Origin of the sequence: Cellulomonas bogoriensis 69B4 = DSM 16987 (assembly GCF_000767165.1) — a bacterium.
Taxonomy (GTDB): domain Bacteria; phylum Actinomycetota; class Actinomycetes; order Actinomycetales; family Cellulomonadaceae; genus Actinotalea; species Actinotalea bogoriensis.
In genome coordinates this window covers 1-14,800 of the sequence record NZ_AXCZ01000062.1, presented here as the reverse complement: position 1 = coordinate 14,800, position 14,800 = coordinate 1, and the positions used below count along the sequence as shown (strand labels likewise).

Annotated in this window: 11 protein-coding genes and 1 pseudogene; all 12 read left to right on the top strand. The window is 72.3% G+C overall.

The window, feature by feature from the left end; translation table 11 throughout:
- Positions 1 to 2,142: DEAD/DEAH box helicase (locus N869_RS07570; RefSeq protein ID WP_052105225.1), on the top strand; the 2,142-nt coding region annotated here is incomplete at its 5' end.
- On the top strand, positions 2,045 to 2,902 hold the full coding sequence (locus N869_RS07565) for a DUF998 domain-containing protein (protein ID WP_332248758.1): 858 nt from the start codon (positions 2,045 to 2,047) through the stop codon (positions 2,900 to 2,902). The genes N869_RS07570 and N869_RS07565, both read left to right, overlap by 98 nt.
- A 70-nt stretch (positions 2,903 to 2,972) precedes the next feature.
- Positions 2,973 to 3,107 (top strand): hypothetical protein, encoded by a 135-nt coding sequence (locus N869_RS18760; protein ID WP_269545873.1) that lies wholly within the window; start codon positions 2,973 to 2,975, stop codon positions 3,105 to 3,107.
- Positions 3,108 to 3,307: 200 nt separating this feature from the next.
- Positions 3,308 to 3,754 carry a hypothetical protein gene (locus N869_RS07560; protein WP_156968417.1) on the top strand — a complete coding sequence of 149 codons (447 nt, stop codon included), beginning with the start codon at positions 3,308 to 3,310 and terminating at the stop codon, positions 3,752 to 3,754.
- 141 nt (positions 3,755 to 3,895) lie between these two features.
- A complete protein-coding gene (locus tag N869_RS07555) occupies positions 3,896 to 5,269 on the top strand; it encodes an acyltransferase family protein (RefSeq protein WP_052105224.1) in 1,374 nt (457 codons plus the stop codon).
- Positions 5,270 to 5,355: 86 nt separating this feature from the next.
- On the top strand, positions 5,356 to 6,030 hold the full coding sequence (locus tag N869_RS07550) for an FIST N-terminal domain-containing protein (protein ID WP_052105223.1): 675 nt from the start codon (positions 5,356 to 5,358) through the stop codon (positions 6,028 to 6,030).
- Between the two features lie 40 nt (positions 6,031 to 6,070).
- Positions 6,071 to 7,486 (top strand): annotated as a pseudogene (locus N869_RS18455) (beta-L-arabinofuranosidase domain-containing protein); the annotation flags it as partial.
- A 33-nt stretch (positions 7,487 to 7,519) separates the two neighbouring features.
- Positions 7,520 to 8,278, top strand: a complete 759-nt coding sequence (locus tag N869_RS18450; protein ID WP_332248759.1) for a DUF6805 domain-containing protein — start codon at positions 7,520 to 7,522, stop codon at positions 8,276 to 8,278.
- A 301-nt stretch (positions 8,279 to 8,579) separates the two neighbouring features.
- Positions 8,580 to 10,706 (top strand): alpha/beta hydrolase-fold protein, encoded by a 2,127-nt coding sequence (locus N869_RS07540; RefSeq protein WP_052105220.1) that lies wholly within the window; start codon positions 8,580 to 8,582, stop codon positions 10,704 to 10,706.
- A 201-nt stretch (positions 10,707 to 10,907) separates the two neighbouring features.
- A complete protein-coding gene (locus tag N869_RS07535) occupies positions 10,908 to 12,815 on the top strand; it encodes a hypothetical protein (RefSeq protein WP_035059837.1) in 1,908 nt (635 codons plus the stop codon).
- 8 nt (positions 12,816 to 12,823) lie between these two features.
- Positions 12,824 to 14,365, top strand: a complete 1,542-nt coding sequence (locus N869_RS07530; RefSeq protein ID WP_035059835.1) for a hypothetical protein — start codon at positions 12,824 to 12,826, stop codon at positions 14,363 to 14,365.
- Between the two features lies 1 nt (position 14,366).
- The gene (locus tag N869_RS07525) at positions 14,367 to 14,657 is read left to right on the top strand and encodes a hypothetical protein (protein ID WP_156968415.1); all 291 of its coding nucleotides are present in this window, start codon (positions 14,367 to 14,369) and stop codon (positions 14,655 to 14,657) included.
- Positions 14,658 to 14,800: the final 143 nt, after the last annotated feature.

Sequence of the window (14,800 nt, the reverse complement as noted above, 5' to 3'; positions counted from 1 at the left end):
GGTCGCGCGCGCCCGGCAGCAACCGGGCAGCGCCGCGACGGCGGCGGTCAGCGGCGCCGCGGGTCCGGTCCCACCGAGAAGGGCCTCATCCCGGTGCTCGCCGGTGCGGCCCGCGACGTCGACAACGCGGTCCGTCGGCCCCCCACCAAGCCCCTGGTGCGCACCAAGTTCCAGGTCGTGGCCCTGCTCGTGCGTGAGGAGCGGGCCCGGTTGATGGCCGACGCCACCTCGAGCGAGTCGCGCCGCAACCGCGACCTCAAGCGCCTGGACGACGTCGCGACGCTCCTGGCGAAGATCGCGGCCCGGGACACGTCCCTGCTGGCGTTGCTGGCCGACGACGCCCGCGTCTCGGACGCGGCCCGGTCCCTGAAGGCCACGATGATGCGTGCCGCCGGGTTGGAGGCCCCCGAGGAGCCCCCACCGGCTGAACCCGCGCCGCCTGCACCCGGTGCGGACAAGCAGGTGGTGCCCCGGTCGGTGATCTCACGGCAGCTCGCCAACCCGTTCCTCGCCCCCGACTTCGAGGCGGCCGCCGAGAGGGCTGCCGCCCGCCCCCGCCGCCTGGCCGGGTGGGAGCTGCTGGAGCCGTTGTTCCGGTCCTTCGAACGCGACGCACCCGGGGCGCCGGCCTGCATGTCCCTGCCGGTCGCCGGTCAGGTCCCGGTGCCGGCCGGACGCCGGCTCATGCCCCACCAGGCGCAGGTCGTCGCCGCGACCGCTGACGGTCACCGCACGTTCCTGCTCGCCGACGAGCCCGGGCTCGGCAAGACCGCCCAGGCGCTCCTCGCAGCCCAGGCCGCGGACGCCTACCCGCTGCTGGTCGTGGCCCCGAACGTGGTGAAGACCAACTGGGCGCACGAGGTCGGCCTGTGGACCCCGCAGCGGCGCGCGACCGTGGTCCACGGGGACGGTGAGAAGGTCGACGGGTTCGCCGACGTCGTCATCGTCAACTACGAGATCCTCGACCGGCACATCGGTTGGCTGGGTGACCTGGGGTTCCGCGGCATGGTGGTCGACGAGGCCCACTTCATCAAGAACAAGTCCTCCCAACGGTCCCAGCACGTCCTGAGGATCGCCGACCGCATCCGCACCCGCGCCGGCCGGCCTCTGCTCATGGCGCTCACCGGCACCCCGTTGATCAACGACATCGAGGACTTCCGGGCGATCTGGCAGTACCTCGGGTGGATCGACGACGACACGCCCCTGGGCCCGCTGCTCACCGCCCTGGAGGACACCGGCCTCACCCCGGCCGACCCCGGGTTCTACTCCGCGGCCCGCTCCGCGGTGATCGACATGGGCATCGTGCGGCGCCGCAAGGTCGACGTCGTGGCCGACATCCCCGCGCGCCGCGTCGCCGACCTTCCGGTGGAGCTCGACGGCGCCGTGGGCCGCTCGATCCGCGCCGCCGAGAAGGCCCTCGCCACGCGCCTGGTCCAGCGGTACCGGGCCGCCCTGGAGGCCCGTACCGAGGTCACCACCGACGGTGAGGTCGACCTGACCCTGGCCCGCCGGGTCGCCGCGGCAGAGCTGAAGGACACCACGTCCAAGACCGGTGGGGAGAACGTCTTCACCATGGTCCGGCGCATCGGGCAGGCGAAGGCGGGGCTCGCGGCCGACTACGCCGCCCAGCTGGCGCGCAACGTCGGCAAGGTCGTGTTCTTCGCCAAGCACGTGGACGTCATGGACCACGCCGAGCAGACGTTCGCCGACCGTGGGATCCGGTACGCCTCGATCCGGGGGGACCAGACGCCCAAGGCCCGCGAGAAGAACGTGGCCGCGTTCGTCGGCGACCCGGAGGTGCAGATCGCGGTGTGCTCCCTCATGGCCGCCGGGGTCGGGCTGAACCTGCAGGTCGCCTCGAACCTGGTGCTGGCCGAGCTGTCCTGGACCGACGCCGAGCAGACCCAGGCCATCGACCGCATCCACCGCATCGGCCAGGACGAGCCCGTGACCGCGTGGCGGATCATCGCCGCCCAGACCATCGACTCCACGATCGCCGAGCTCATCGACTCCAAGTCCGGGCTGGCCGCCCGGGCCCTGGACGGTGCGTCGGTCGACGACGCGGACTCCTCGACCGACGTGCAGCTCGACGCCCTGGTCACCCTGCTCACCGACGCACTCACCGGCGCCCGGCCGTCATGACCTGATCGGGCCTCGCGCCGGTGCCGGTGTCCTCCTGGCCCGGGTCGTGGACCGGCCACTTCCCGGGCGACCGGTGCACGGGGGAGGATGGTGCCCGGGGGTGGTGGGCACGGTGGACCGGGAGGCTCCGACGCACCGCCGATGGTCACGTCCGGCGGCGCTCCTCGGCGCCGGGGGGCCTCTCGTGGTCATGGCCGTGGTTCTCGTCGGCGGTCTGGTCACCCCTGGCTACGACCCCGTGAGGCAGACGCACAGCGAGTTGGGAGCGGTGGACTCGCCGGTGCGGTGGCTGGTGAACCTCGGGGCGTTCGTGCTCCTCGGGGTCATCCTGCTCGTGTTCGCCGCCGCATACCGGACGGTGCTGCGCCCGAGTCCGTGGCGAGAGGTCGCCACGGTGTGCCTGGTGGTGGCCGGTGTCGGGATGGTGGCGGTCGGGTTCGTCCCCTGCGACCCGGGGTGCGTCGACGTGACGGCGACCGGTCGTTGGCACAGTGCGCTGAGCGCTCCCGGTGCCGTGGGGGTGTCGTCGGCGATGGTCCTGTCAGGTCCTGCGCTTCGCCGGGACGGGCGGTTCTCGCGGGCGTGGCAACGCGGTTCGACCTGGTCGGGTGCCGTGGTGCTGATGACCGGCCCGGTCATCGCCGCAGAGGTCCTCGCCCCCGTCGGTGGTCTGCTCCAGCGTGCAGCGATGGGTGTTGCGCTGGTGTGGGTGAGCACCGTGGCGGTGAGGCTCGCCGTGTTCGCGGGCGAGAGCCGTTGAGCCGTGGTGGTGGTCCTGCCCCAGGGCCCCTGCCCCGGTGTGACCGGTCCACGGGACGTACCCTGGCGGCGTGCTGTCCAGGGTCCTGTGCCGTCTGCTGGGTCACCGCGCCACCAAGGTCCCTCGTGACGACGAGGGTGGCGGGTTCGTGTACGCGTGCACCCGCTGCCGCACCGAACCCGTGCCCCCGCCCTCCCGCCGCTGACCCTGAGCACCCCTGACCCGACCGGGGGCGAGGTGCGTCCGACCCGGACCCGGTGGAAAGGCGCCGGGGCGAGCAGGCCGGTCGGTAGGGTGCCGACGCGTGGGTGCACATGAGCGTTGATGGGCACGACGGCCGGGTGGCGCGCCTTGCGGTGGACCAGTTCCGCACGCACGTCGAGAGGACTCCCCGGGGACGCCGAGGTGCGTCCGGCACCCCTGGGTTTCGCGGTCGGGTACCCGGAGCCTCTCTCCGTAGGCGGGCCCGACGCGGGCGCGACGGCCATGTGGGCGGTGGTCACGTGCGAGCCCGACACCAAGGTCTTCACGATCGCGGACATCTGGACCATGTGGGACCCGGACTTCATGGACGGGAGCGTGAGGACCGTCGGCGGACGACGGGTCGCCGTCAAGCGGGTCCGTGAGTTCGGCACCCTGCCGGACGGCACCCGTGGGGTCGTGCGCGTGCGGGAGCAGAGCACCCGGGTCCTGCACGCCGCCATCCGTGAGCCGGCCGCGTTGCTCGGTTGGCAGGAGAGGCAACCGGCCTCCGTGGCCCTCGGCAAGGTCGTCGTGACCGTGATCGGGACGCTGCTCGTCCTGGGTGCGCTGTACGCCGGGTGGCTCGGCCTCACCGGTCAGTTCTCCTGAGACCCGCGCACCGGCCCCGCGAGCGCCGCGGTCGACGCGCGCCGGCTGTTCGACCTTGACAGGCTGGTGCTGTGCCGCGGGTGGGCTCAGCGCGCTGCGGCGGACGTCGTGCAGGGAGCAGCCGGGCCACCGGGAGGTCGAGTGTCGTCGACGAACGGACCTGACGGGGCGCCGTCCGCGCGCAGCCGGTCACCGCTGGCGCGGGTGCGGCGGCTCGCGGAGGCCACTCCTGCGCGCCGGGACCGGTACGTGGACCTGCTGCGTGCGGTGGCCATCGTGATGGTGGTCCTCGGTCACTGGTTGGCCAGCGCCGTGACCGTGACGGACGGTGAGCTCGGCGGGGTGAACCTCCTGTACGAGGTGGACTGGGCGCCGTGGGCGACGTGGGTGTTCCAGGTGATGCCGGTGTTCTTCCTGGTCGGCGGGTACGCCAACGCCGCCTCGTTCGCCAAGCAGCGACGTGAGGGTGGGTCTGCGGCTGCATGGGTGCAGTCCCGGGCCCTGCGGCTGCTGCGTCCGACGGCGGTGTTCGTCCTGCTGCTGGTCGTGGGGTTCGCCCTGGCACTGGCCCTGGGGTTCGACCCCGAGGTGGCGCGCACGGCGGTGTGGCTCGCGGGTATCGCCCTGTGGTTCCTGGTGGTGTATCTGGCGGTGATCGCCCTGGCCCCGGCGATGATCGCGTGGCAGCGGCGGTGGGGCTGGGGCGTGATCGTGACCTTGGTGGTCGTGGTCGGTGCGGGGGACCTCGCGCGGGTGCTCACCGGGTCCGACGTGGTCGCCGGCGGCAACTACGTGGTGGGGTGGCTCGCGGTGCACCAGCTGGGTGTCGCGTGGCGCGAGGGCGTCCTGACCCGGACGCGGCGCCCGGCCTACCTCCTCGCGCTGGGCGGCGCGGCCGTCGCGGTCGGGTTGATCACCTGGGGGCCTTACGGTGTGACGATGGTGGGTGCCGCCCCGCCGCCGGAGCTCGGCAACGCCGATCCTCCGACCCTGGCCCTCATGGGGCTCGCGGCCGCCCAGACCGGTGTGGCGTTGCTGCTGCGCCCGGTGGTGAACCCGTGGTTGCAGCGGCCCAGGGTCTGGTTGGGGGTCGTGGTCGTCAACGCGGTGATCCTGACGATCTTCCTGTGGCACATGGTGCCGGTGGTGATCGCCGGTGCGACGCTGATGCTGCCGGGCCTCTTCCCCCAGCCTGAGGTCGCCTCAGGTGCGTGGTTCGCCCTGCGGGTGCCGTGGGTGCTGGTCCTCGCGGTGCTGCTGGCCGTCCTGGTGGCCGTGTTCGCGTGGTTCGAGACCGCCGCCCTGCACAAGCGGACGGTCGCGCCCTCGGGCGTCGCCGTCGGCGGGGGGATCCTCACGTGCGTCGCGGCACTGGCAGGGCTGGGTGTCACCGGCATGGAGGGTGTGCTGCCACCGGTCGGTGGGTTGCCGCTGGGGGAGGTGGCGCTGTTCGCGCTGGGGCTCGCGGTGGTGTGGGGCACCGGGCGGTCCGCGCCGGCTGAGCCCAGGCGGTGACGTGCGCTGGCCTGTGGCTGGCTCAGTTGCACCGGATGGAGGGCGACCGCGCCCAGCGTCTTGCGCGACGCAGCATCCACGTGCGAATGAGGTTCACGCAGTTCTCGATGCTGTCAGAACTCCTGGACATGACCACCACAGCACCCGTCGACACCCGCTCGATGGGCGTCGGTACCTCTCACGAGGAGGACGCCGACGTCGCTCCCCGGGCCGCGCTCGCCACGGCGGCAGGGGGTCGCACGCCGGCCCTCGTCCTGCTGTTCGTCTCCCCGTGGTTCGACGTCCACGCGGTCGCCCGCACGGCACGGGAGGTGCTCGGTCCGCAGATACCCGTAGCAGGGTCGACCACCGCCGCTGAGATCGCGGGCACCAGTGCGGGCTCCGGCAACGTCGTCACGGTCGCGATCGGCGGGCCCGGCCTCGAGGTCCGCACCGCTGTAGGCAGCCTCGAGGACGAGCCCCGTGCCGCGGGCGCTCAGGCTGCCGGTGCGCTGCTGGAGGTCGACGGGCAGCACCGGGCGCTGATGCTCCTGGCCGGCGGTCCCGCCGGCGAGGGCGCCGACGTGGTGCGCGGCGCCTACGCCGTCGTCGGCGCGGGTATCCCTCTCGTAAGCGGGTGCGCCGGGGACGAGCTGGCCACCATCGTCGAGCACCTCCCGGGCGTGCCGCTCGCCGGATCCCACACCTACGGGGAGTTCGCGCAGACGCGCGGCGCCCGAGGCGTCCCCAACGCCACCCTCGCGCTGCTCGCCATGGGCTGACCCCGTGCGTCCTGACGCCCCGTCGGGCTAGCGTCGCGGGATGGTCACCGGGGGCGTCAGGCGTCAGGTCGGCTCGCCCACGCCGTACCCGCCCACGCCGCTGCGGCGGGAGGCCGGCCTGCCGCCCGCCGCGCCCCCGTACCCCAACTGGGAGTCGTCAGGCCTGGACGGGCACACGATCGGCCACGCGATGTCCGCGGCCGCCCGGCTGGTCATCGCGACCGACGACCCCCGGGTGGGGCCGTTCCTCGATCGGCTGGTCGACGGCGTCCAGGAGGCCCAGCGTGCGGGCGGTGACGGGTACGTCGGTGGTGTCCCCGGCGGTCGGGAGCTGTGGACGCGCGTGGCCGCCGGTGATGTGGCGGCGGACTCCTTCGGCCTCAACGGCGCGTGGGTGCCCTGGTAGAACCTGCACAAGCTGCTCGCCGGCCTGGTCGACGCCCACCGGTACGCCGGGTCGACCACCGCGCTGGACGTCGCGGTCCGGTTCGCCGACTGGTGGGCCCAGGTCGGCGCACGGCTCGACGACCGTGCGCACGAGGTCATGCTCGACACCGAGTTCGGTGGGATGTGCGAGGCGTTGGCCGATCTCGCCGCGCTGGCGGACCGTCCGGACGTCGCCGCCCTGGCCAGACGGTTCCTGCACCACCGGCTGCTCGGCCCGCTGCTCGCACGTGAGGATCGCCTGACGGGCCTGCACGCCAACACCCAGATCGCCAAGGCCGCCGGGTACCAGCGGCTGGGGGAGGTCGAGCAGGACGAGGCGCTGCTCGGCGCCGCCCGGTTCTTCTGGGAGAGCGTGGTCCGGCACCGCACCTACTCGATCGGGGGCAACTCGGTCAGCGAGCACTTCCCGCCGGTGACCGACGCCACCGGCGCGCTCACCTCGCCCGAGGGGCCGGAGTCGTGCAACACGACCAACATGCTCAAGCTGTCCCGTGCCCTGTGGTGCAGCAGTGGCGACGTCGAGGCCCTGGACCACTACGAGCGCGCGACCCTCAACCACGTCCTGTCCAGCCAGCGGCCGGGCGGCGGACTGGTCTACTTCACGCCGCTGCGGCCCGACCACTACCGGGTCTGCTCGAGCGCGCAGCGGTGCTTCTGGTGCTGCGTGGGCACCGGGCTGGAGAACCACACGAAGTACGGGGAGCTGGTGTGGGCGCGGCACGGCGACGACGTCCTGCTCAACCTGGGGATCGCCTCGCGGCTGGACGACGCGGAGCGCGGACTGGTCCTCGAGCAGACGACCACGGCGACCGACGACGGGCCGCTGCGGGTCGAGGTGCTCGCCGCCCCGTCCGAGCCCGTCGGGGTCGCGGTGCGCCGGCCGTCCTGGGTTGCCGGGTCGGTCGACGTCGAGCTGAACGGACTGCCGGTCCCGGCGGACACCGTGCTCGTCGGTACCACCGCGTACCTGCGTGTGGAGCGGACGTGGAGCCCTGGTGACGTCCTCACGGTCCGTCTGCCACGCGCGGTGACCGTGGAGGCCATGCCCGGCGACCCGCGGTGGGTGTCCTTCGTCCGCGGACCGGTCGTGCTCGCCGCCCGCACGTCGCAGGACGACCTCGACGGGCTGGTGGCCGGCGACGCCCGCATGGGCCACGTCGCAGCGGGCCCGCTGCGCCCGCTGGTCGGCACCCCGGTGGTGGTGGGTGACCCGCTGAGCCGCGCGCGGGAGGACACCGACGGCCGCGTGGTGCTCGACGTCCACGAACGGGGAGGTGCCGGGCGGCTCGTGCTCGAGCCGTTCGCGTTCCTGCACGACGCCCGGTACAGCCTGTACCTGCCGTCCGTACCGGGCGACGGTGACGTCGAGGCCCTGCTCGCGGAGCTCGCGACGCTGGACGCGGCCGCCGCCCGGTCCGAGCGCACCCTGGACGCCGTCGCCGCCGGGCAGCAGCAGCCCGAGGTGGACCACGGGTTCCGGGGTGGTGCGAGCACCCCCGGCTTCGAGGACGGCCGGTGGTGGCGCACCACCACGGACTGGTTCTCCTACGAGCTCACCACCGGCGGGGCGCCCCGCCCACGCCTGGTGGTGACCTACCTGCCGGGCGGCGCCCCGACCGAGGTGACCGCCGACGGCGTCGTCGTCCTCACGCTCGACGGTGGTGCGCCGGGCGCGGGGCCGGTGGAGGCCGACGTCGTCCTGGAGCTGACGCGTGACACGGTCACCGTCGGCCTCCAGGTGCCGGGCGAGGGGCCGTCGGTCCGGGTCGTGGGCTGCCGCCTCGAGCGACACCTGACCTGAACGCGTCAGGGATGCGCCCCCGTGCCGTTGTGGGACCGATCTGCAACGGAAAACGCAACTGAACGGTCCCAGTCGGGCGAGCGCGGCGCAGCGGTGCCCTTGACCGCCCGTGCGGCGCGGAGCACGATGGAGCGATCCGCCGTGTGCAACGTTGTACACGGCTCAGGCAGTCCGTCGGGTGCCCCACGGCATCGCGGGCACCGAGGACCAGGGGGAATCGACGGCGATGACTCGACCAGGATCAGACGGCCACCGTGCACCGCGCCGAGGGCTGCCGACGGCCCTCGCAGGATCTCTCGTCGTGGGGGCTGCGCTCACCGCCGCCCCTGCCCACGCCGACGAGGCTCCACCGGCACCCGACGCGTGGGTCTCGACGACTCCCGAGGGCTACTACCGGTTCACCGCGCCGCAGGTCGACGTCGACCGGCTCGTGGGGGAGCGGCCCGAGGTCGTCGAGCTGCAGGGCAACATCGGCCCCCGAGGGACGTGGTCTGACCTGGCCATGGACCCGGACGGTGACTCCTACGCGACCATGTTCGGCCCCGTCGAGCCCGGCCTGTACTACTACCAGTACACCGCGACCATGGCCGACCGGACCAAGGTCTCCTTCCGTGAGCCGTCCAGCCCTGTGGCGGTGACGTCGCAGCCCACCTGGAACACCGTGTTCGTCCCGGGGCCCGAGGTCCGGTGGATGGCCGACGTGCCGGACGGTGGCGAGGTCACGACCCTGACGTACGCCAGCCGCGTCACCGGCACCGAACGCTCGGCGCTGGTCTGGACGCACCCGGCCTACGAGGCGAACAGGGGCAAGCCCCACCCGGTGCTGTACCTCCTGGCCGACGAGGGTCAGACCCACCAGGAGTGGGCCGAGCTGGGGCGGGTGCCGCAGATCCTCGACAACCTGGCCGCCGACGGGGAGCTGGAGCCCATGGTCGTGGTGATGGCGGACGTCAACGTCGCCGACCCGCGGGCCGAGCTCCTGCGGTCCCTGGTCCCGGCGGTCCGGAGCGAGTACCGGGTCGCGGTCCCCGGCAAGCGTCAGGCGGTCGCAGGCATCGGTGAAGGCGCACGCCAGGCGCTCGAGGTCCTGGTGAGCGACCCGGGGGCGTTCGGTTCAGTCGGTTCGTTCTCGGGTCACCTGGAGGCCCGGCTGAACCGACCGGTGGTCAACCGGATCAACGCCCGCACCGACCTGCTCCGGCTGTACGTGGGCAACGCCCTGGACCCGGCTCACAACGCCACCGAGACGGTGCTGCGGACGTTCGAGGCTGCGGGTGTCGAGCACCAGTTCGACGGGGTCGACCCGGACCAGGGCGGCACCTGGGACACGTGGCGGGAGGCGGTGCGTGACTTCGCGCCCCGCTTGTTCCGTCCGGTGGGTGACGCGGGGCCGCGCGAGGGGCACCTGCCTCTCGAGGAGCCGTACGTGGCACCTGCACCTGGCACCGTCACGACGCCGCACGTCGACCGGAACGGCATCGTCACGTTCGAGACCGACACCCGGTGGGCCGACGCGAAGGACGTCACCGTCTGGGGCAACTGGGCACCGAACGGTGCATGGTTCCGGATCCCGATGACCAAGGTCGGGGACCGTTGGCGACTGACGCTGGGCCCGCTCGACGGGTTCCACTACTACCGGTACGTCGTCGACGGCGTGGACCACAAGGACCCCGCCGACTCGGTGAACACCCTCACCGACGTGAGCCCTCTCTTCGTGCCGGGGCAACGCGACCTGCTCCTCGCGGACGTCCCCGAGGGGCAGGGCGGTGACCTGTCGGTGCTGACCTACGACAGTGCCGTCGCGGGGGAGGAGCGCTCGGCCTACGTGTGGACACCCCCGGGCTACGACGCCGAGCGGGCCGACCCGTACCCCGTGCTGTACCTCAACCACGGGGGCGGGCAGAGCTGGGGCGACTGGGTCGAGGTGGGCCGTGCCCCCCAGATCCTCGACAACCTCACCCTGCAGGGGCAGGTCGAGCCGATGGTCGTGGTGATGCCGAACGGGAACGTCCCGGACTTCCAGGCCGAGATCGTCGACAACGTGGTCCCGGCCGCCGAGGCCGCCTACCGGATCTCCTCCGACCCGCAGCAGCGGGCCATGGCCGGGTTGTCCATGGGCGCCATGAACACGTTGGGCGTGTGGCTGGCCCGGCCCGGCGAGTTCGCCTACATCGGTGCGTTCTCCGGTTTCGTGTTCGCGACCCCGACGTTCGACGCCGCGGCCGTCAACGAGGGCACGGTGCGCGCCCGCATGTACACCGGCGACGTCAGCGACTTCACGTACGAGTACACGATGGGGCTCTTGGAGCTGCTGGACTCCAACGGCGTGGAGTACGACTTCGACGGGGTGACGACGGGGCCGCACGGCTTCGACACGTGGCAGGCGAACCTCATCGACTTCCTGCCGTACCTGTTCCGGGACGCCTGACCGCCGGGCACCCCGCGGGTCGGACCCCGCGACCGCTTGCGCCGCTTTGTGGAGGTCTTGCCGGTGGGTGTCGCGATTCCGTGCCGACGAGCCCGCTCGACCCATTGACGCCTCCGCGCCCGCGGGTCGACAGTGGGACGTACCAATCCCCCCTTGGTTCAAGAACAGGTTCGACGACGCACCGACGTTCGAGGGGGAGCCATGGTCGGTCTGGCCACACGTCTTGTCATCGCCGAGAGGGTCCGCCAGCAGCTGCCTGCGGGCGACCGGGCCGCCATCGACGCCGAGCCGCACTGGTACGCCTTCGGGGCGTTGGGGCCGGCGATCGGGGACTTCGTCCCCTCTGAGGTGGGCGAGAACTTCGGGGACCCGGGCCGTACGCCCTACTGGGCGGTGTGGAAGGAGGTCCTGAGTATCGCCGTGGGGGACCCCTCGAGCGGGATCCCCGGGGTCGCGCCGGTGCTGCGGTCCATGACGGGCCTCCTGGACAGCGTCTCCGCCGCGGCGGACGACGAGGACCTCTCGGCGCTCCAGGACCTGGTCGACTCCGGTGTGGAGGACGTCCTGGACCAGGCCGCAGCTGACCTGACGGTCATCCTGCAGCAGTTCAGCGACCCGTCGCGGCTGGCGCTCCTGGGCCAGCTGATGGGCGACAGGTCACGGCCGCGGATCCTCGATCACCTGAACCTCACGCCGCCGGGCCTGTGGACGGGGCGCGACTTCCTCCACTGGCGCAGCACGGGGGACTTCTGCGTTGCGTTGCGCAAGCACGCGGACGACTCCGGGGACCTCCGCCTGATCGCCTACTCCCGCGGGTGGCAGGTCACCTACGCCGCCCTCACCGCAGGCTCCGGGTACATGAACTCGGCGGTCGGGTCGTGCTACCGGACGCACTGGTGGCGGCACCGGTGGGTCGGGAACTTCGTCGACGCGTGGGTCTGGGGCTACTACGACACCGGCGCGTCGATGGCCGGGGACGACCCGAGCCCCCCGTTCTCCGACTGGACGAGCCTGTGCGCGGCAGGGTTGCAGAACGTGGCCGACGTCAGCCTCGGTCCGGTCGACCACGAGGCGAACGCGCGTGCGATCGTGGACGAGGCACCCCTCCCGAGGCTCCTGCCGGAGGACTTCGCCGAGTTCTGGATGAAGGCGTACGACGACGTGTACGGGTCCACGCCCGGCGGGCCGGTCGCCTTCACCGTCGACTCCCTCCAGGACGGCTACACGGCCCTGCTCACGATGCTGTGGTTCCAGACGTCCGGGGACGTGATCGGCTGCAACCCCTTGCCCGGGTCGCCGCCGGGGTCCTGCGGCGCGGACGGTCCTCCCTCGTGGACGGACCCCACCCAGATCAACCCGGTGACCGGTCAGCCGTTCCTCCCCGAGCCGCCCTCGCCGGAGAACGACCCGCACATCGCGAAGATCGTCTCCGGTGTGATCCTCGCGCTGCTGGGGATCACCACGAGCGTCCTGGGGTGCTGGATGCTGGGGGCGGCCCTGGTCGCGGGGGGTATCGCCCTCATCGCGAGCGGTGCGGTCCAGCCGGACTGGGACTCCCTGCGCTGCGACGTGTTCTGGTTGCGGATCTACCTGTTCAACGGCTTGACCGCACTGCACAACCTCACCGTCCTCGGTGGTGTGCAGCACCCCTACCCGCGTGATCTGGCCGTGGACCAGCTGGTCCTGTCCTTCGCCGGTGCCGAGCTGCCGTACACCTCCGGTGCGGCGGTCACCAAGTCCAAGAACATCAACGGCCTGAAGCGTCCGTGGAACGGGGCCCTGTCCACCTGGACCAGCACACCGGGCGGGTCCCACGAGGACCCTCAGACCATGGTGTGGGCGCTGCCAGGGTTGTGGCCGTCCGCCCTCGTGGACGACGAGGCCGCGAACCCCGTGCACCACCTCGTCTCGGAGCCACCACCGGGCGGCTGGCCGGGAGGGGACGTCCGTGGCTTCGGTCCCGCGGTTCAGGCTGCTCTGGCGCTGCTGAAGGAGGACTCCACCGACCTGCCGAGCTGGAACCTCGACGGGGACCGCGGGCTCGGGTGGCTCACGTGGCAGCTGGATGCGCCCTACACCATTCCCGTCGCACCCGTCCCGCAGAGCTGAGGCCCGCCATGACCGAGCAGCCCGAGCGTGGCCGTCCCACCCGCGAGGAGGACGGCAAGGACCAGCACGACCGCAAGGACGAGCACGACCCGAAGGACCCGCCGCTGAAGGAGCCGACCAGCGCCTGGTTGGTGGTGCGGTACGACGTCGCCGACCACGGGTACCGACCGATCCCACCGGGTGACCCCTCCTGGTTGTCCCCGGACGTGTGGGTCACCGGTGGGACGGACATGAACACCGTGATCGAGGGGGTCCCGTTCACCGTCCACGCCCGCGTGTGGAACCTGGGTGCCTTCCCGGCGACACCCACGTGGGTGCAGTTCGCCGTGGTCGACCCGGCCATGGGGATCTCCGCGCCGCAGGTGATCGGCACCGGGTACATCCCGCACCTGCCGCCGTTGTCCTCGGCGTCCGTGGCGTGCCCGGAGCCGTGGGTCCGTGAGTCCGTCGGTGGGGGGCACCCGTGCCTGCTGGTGAAGGCGTCGTCGGTGCCCATGGATCCAGCCCCTGCGAGCTGGAACGTCAGGCAGCACCGGCACGTCGGCCAGCGGAACCTCACCGTGGTCCCTGCGGGCACCTCGAGCCTGAGCCTGACGCTGACGACGACGGCCGTGCTCCAGGACCGACCGATCCGGCTCGCCGTCACCGGTGTCGCCGGTGGGCGCGCCGAGGACGTGCTGCGGCCCGCGCCGACGGCGCTGCGCGCCGCTCGGGCCGCTCTCGACGAGGCGGAGGGGCGTGACGTCGTCGCCCTGCGGCGGCGCGTGGAGACCCTCACCCGTCTGGAACGCACGGCTCCCCAGGTCAAGGAGCTCGACCTGCGTGATGCGGCGCGCGTCAAGGGGCTGGATCCCACCAAGGACGGGCAGCAGCAGGTGCACGTCGACCTTGAGCTCCCCGACGTCGAGGAGCTCCTCGTCCACGTGTGGCAGCTGGAGGGCGAGGAGCCCACGGGGGGGTACAGCGTCCTGGTCACACGGCAGGACGCCCTGGACCTGCGGGCCGTGGGAACTCACGTCACCGGTGGGCTCGCAGACCCGCGCAACGACCACCACCCACCGAAGGAGAGGACCGAGCCCATGGTCAGGGACGACGCAGCGGGTGACCGCGACACGCACGAGGGGGGTGCGGGCGAGCAGGAGCTCGACCTGCTCGTCCTGGAGCACTACCCCGCGGTGAGGATCACGCGGGACCTGGCACGTCAGCTCCTCCCGATGCTGCCGATGCGGTCCAAGAAGGACCTCCACCACGGGTTGGAGCGCACCGGGCTGGTCGTCGAGGGCGTGAAGCTCCCGTTCGGCGGTGCCTTGGAGGCCGTGCCCGAGGAGGCGTTCCCCATCGAGGACCCCAAGGACCTGGTGGCGAAGGTCGCCGCCGCCGTGCGGATCGCCACGTCCATGGTCAGCGAGGGCAGGACGCCGGTGCTGTCGGAACGTCTCGCACGTGTGGCTCTCGAGGTCGCCGGCACCCCTGCGGGCGCGGGCCGTGCCGGCATCCCTGCCGGCCATTTCACCGGCCCCTCGGTCTTCGGTTCCACGAAGGAGGTGTGACATGGCTTGGGCAGTGACTCTGCGGCTGCGTGACTGCGGCACGAACGCGCCGATCACCGGGTGGATCTCGGACGGGATCCAGACGTTCTACACGGACGCGAACGGCCAGTTCATCGCGGTCATCAACGATGCCTACACCGGCTACATCGTGAGCATTGGCTCGAGCGGGTACGTCGGCACGAACTTCCACATCGACAAGGCCAACCACGCGGGCACCATCCAGACGGTCTGCCTCAACCCGGCCAGCTCCGGCAGCGGGCCCGGGGGCGGTGGTGGCGGAAGCGGCTGGTGACCGCCACGGGTGCCGTGCCCGGCACGGCCGACGGCCGGGCACCGTCTGACCGGGTCGTGACGGACTGCGCCGCCGCCTGGGGTGCGGTGACCGAGATCTCCGGGCGACCGGTGCTGGCGGCCGAGCACCACGCCGGGGCGCTC

Excerpts from the sequence above, each read along its gene's own strand:
- N869_RS07550 (WP_052105223.1), top strand. The coding sequence starts at position 5,356 with ATGAGGTTCACGCAGTTCTCGATGCTGTCAGAACTCCTGGACATGACC.
- N869_RS18450 (WP_332248759.1), top strand. The coding sequence starts at position 7,520 with ATGCCCGGCGACCCGCGGTGGGTGTCCTTCGTCCGCGGACCGGTCGTG.
- N869_RS07535 (WP_035059837.1), top strand. The coding sequence starts at position 10,908 with ATGGTCGGTCTGGCCACACGTCTTGTCATCGCCGAGAGGGTCCGCCAG.
- N869_RS07530 (WP_035059835.1), top strand. The coding sequence starts at position 12,824 with ATGACCGAGCAGCCCGAGCGTGGCCGTCCCACCCGCGAGGAGGACGGC.
- N869_RS07525 (WP_156968415.1), top strand. The coding sequence starts at position 14,367 with ATGGCTTGGGCAGTGACTCTGCGGCTGCGTGACTGCGGCACGAACGCG.